This window comes from Piscirickettsia salmonis LF-89 = ATCC VR-1361 (genome assembly GCF_000297215.2).
Lineage (GTDB): Bacteria > Pseudomonadota > Gammaproteobacteria > Piscirickettsiales > Piscirickettsiaceae > Piscirickettsia > Piscirickettsia salmonis.
Map to the genome: position 1 here is coordinate 1 of NZ_AMFF02000114.1, position 2,287 is coordinate 2,287.

Genomic DNA, 2,287 nt, shown 5'->3' on the forward strand with positions numbered 1-2,287 from the left:
TGATTTAACTGACTGGGCAAACAAAGAACAGGAGCTTAGGAGCGCACTTCTAGAAACACAAGAGGCGCTTGATGAAGCAAAGGCGATGAATAGTGAGATTACCACTGACAAGCCGTGTAACACTCAAAGTGTTACGCCTAACTTGGCTGTGCTTGAGGATGTCCCTGTCGATATGGCTGTAGCCCATGGAGCGGTAACAAATCAATTGAGCCAGAATTTTTATAAGCAACAAAAAACTTCAGCTGGACGTGAAGTGACAAATAAACATATGCAGCGTTTGAAACACTTTTCTAAACGATTTGGTCACTCGATTGATGAAATGACCTGGTTTTTGAAAAATGCGTATACCGAAAAAGGCTACACCATTGACAAAGTGATGGGGATTTTAAGTGCAATAGCGCCTACATTTACCCGCCCGAATGGGATGGCAAGTTTTTGATGTATGACTTAAAACATATTTATTGAATTAGGTTTAATTTTTATCTTTGTTCTGCAAAGATAGTGAGCTTTGTAATATTAGAGTGATTTAGTGAATTAATGGGACTAAAAAAAACAACACACAGGAAAAAATCAGGTAAAACGATAGGCTACCTGTATACATTTGATTTAATCTACCCAGAAAAGACACTTTGTGTTGAGTTTGAAGTAATGCACTCAAATATCTTAAAAGCAGAGGAAGCGGTTGAGGCTGAATTTGATCAATGGGTGGGTGAGCAAGAAGATGGGGCTACGGGATATGATTGTAGATATAAAACGATCAGGGGTTAGATTAAGTTCGCTTTTATAGTGAAGAGTTAAAGTATAGAGAGGATAGTGAAGGTGCTTAATACGGAGGGCGTTGAAATCTTGGTGACATTATATAGATATTAAACAAAAAAATATGGACTACATGAAACTTTATTGAATATAATTTTTCATATTATTAACGGATTTAATGCTTTAGTAATTTTAAAATTAACTTGACTAATTTGTTTCTTTAAAATTACTAAAATTTAGGAAAATATATGCCTTCTAAACTTTCACTAGAAGATAGGATCACAAATGTCCTCGGTAAGTTAACTCGAATGGATAACATGATGCTTGGAGGAAATCTAACACCGGAACAAAAAAACGAAATAGAGCAGGTGATAGATTCAATACCTCATGAACCAGACTCTTCTTCATATAATCCAAAAGATTCACGTATATCTAATCTCACTGTGGCCCATGTTTGGTATGGCATGGGATCTCAAACAGGAGTTACATCGCCAGAGTGGAAAGTTCGTTTTTTGAAGCAATATGTAGAAGCTGTACAAAGTAATAACGTTGATGGTAAACGTGACTCTGCTTTATTTAGAAGTATAGAGAAAATGTTTAATAAACATGAGTTTATTTATGCGACAGCAGAAGATGTGACTCGCCCATTAATTAATAAAGAAGATCCAAAAATCGCACCAGAGGTAGCTACACTAGTCAAAGATTTTGTAATGTCAGGAGCTGGAGATTTGTCTATAACAAGTATCGATCATGAAGAAGACAGCTCTATTAGTTGTTTGTTAATGTGAATGTCACTTTATTATACGGTCGTAGACTCTAGTGCCACTATTAGTTAAGACAAATCTTTTAGCTGATTAATTCCTTTTATAAATGATAAAACTCCCGTAAATGACTAATTTGCGTATTGCACTGTTCTAATGATTGGTAATTTTCCACGCCCCAGGTCAGTGCGGCTTTATTGGTTTGTCCTTGGATTTTTGTTGTTTTGCAGTGATTGAGTAAACTGTACGGCGGACTTGCATCGATGTGACTGTGCGTGATCAACGAGTTCGGCTTGGCACAGCTTAATAAAAATGGTGTTAGGGATATCAGTAGCAGACCAGTTTTTGCTGGCATGCAGCGATTCAAGTAAGGCGTGATCCACATCATCATGTTCCTCATCGGTGGCAGCAACTTTAGTAAAATAGCGCTGTTGAATCTGTTTAAGGCGCTGTTGTTCTAAATGGAAGGTTTTAGTGTTGTGTTTCCAATTGGTTTGAGCAATTTCATGACGTAGCTCATACTGGGCACTTTGGCGCATTTCATAACGCCAAACAAAAATAATAACAATGACCAGGACGCCACCGACGCCATAGACCCAAAAACTTTTGATCACGCTATACATCATGCACCTTGTTTGATGAGTGTTATTAATTCAATCGGGGTGAGGTTTTCACGCTCGGGCAAGCGTAAGCCGCAGCGCTTTAAAATCTGTGCGGCAAATTCAGCACATTGCCAGCCTTTGCTATTGTTTTCGCCCTCCGTCATCTGA

At 38.0% G+C, this 2,287-nt stretch carries 4 protein-coding genes and 1 pseudogene; 3 read left to right on the plus strand and 2 right to left on the minus strand.

Annotated elements, in window-relative coordinates:
- From C200_RS15815 to C200_RS11160, 3 genes and pseudogenes are all read left to right on the plus strand, one after another.
- Nucleotides 1-439, plus strand: a pseudogene (locus C200_RS15815) (hypothetical protein); the annotation flags it as partial.
- A gap of 98 nt (nt 440-537) precedes the next feature.
- The gene (locus C200_RS11155; RefSeq protein ID WP_016212089.1) at nt 538-768 is read left to right on the plus strand and encodes a hypothetical protein; all 231 of its coding nucleotides are present in this window, start codon (nt 538-540) and stop codon (nt 766-768) included.
- Between the two features lie 236 nt (nt 769-1,004).
- Complete coding sequence (locus tag C200_RS11160) at nt 1,005-1,544, plus strand: hypothetical protein (protein ID WP_032126714.1); 540 nt, start codon at nt 1,005-1,007, stop codon at nt 1,542-1,544.
- A gap of 76 nt (nt 1,545-1,620) precedes the next feature.
- On the opposite strand, the gene lysC is transcribed toward C200_RS11160, so the two are convergent.
- Together lysC and C200_RS11165 are read right to left on the minus strand one after the other, a co-directional pair.
- Nucleotides 1,621-1,797, minus strand: coding sequence for an Rz1-like lysis system protein LysC (lysC, locus tag C200_RS16945; protein WP_418312536.1), 177 nt, complete (start codon nt 1,795-1,797; stop codon nt 1,621-1,623).
- Nucleotides 1,712-2,140 carry a hypothetical protein gene (locus tag C200_RS11165; protein ID WP_016212087.1) on the minus strand — a complete coding sequence of 143 codons (429 nt, stop codon included), beginning with the start codon at nt 2,138-2,140 and terminating at the stop codon, nt 1,712-1,714. Before C200_RS11165 ends, lysC begins: the two co-directional genes overlap by 86 nt.
- Nucleotides 2,141-2,287: the final 147 nt, after the last annotated feature.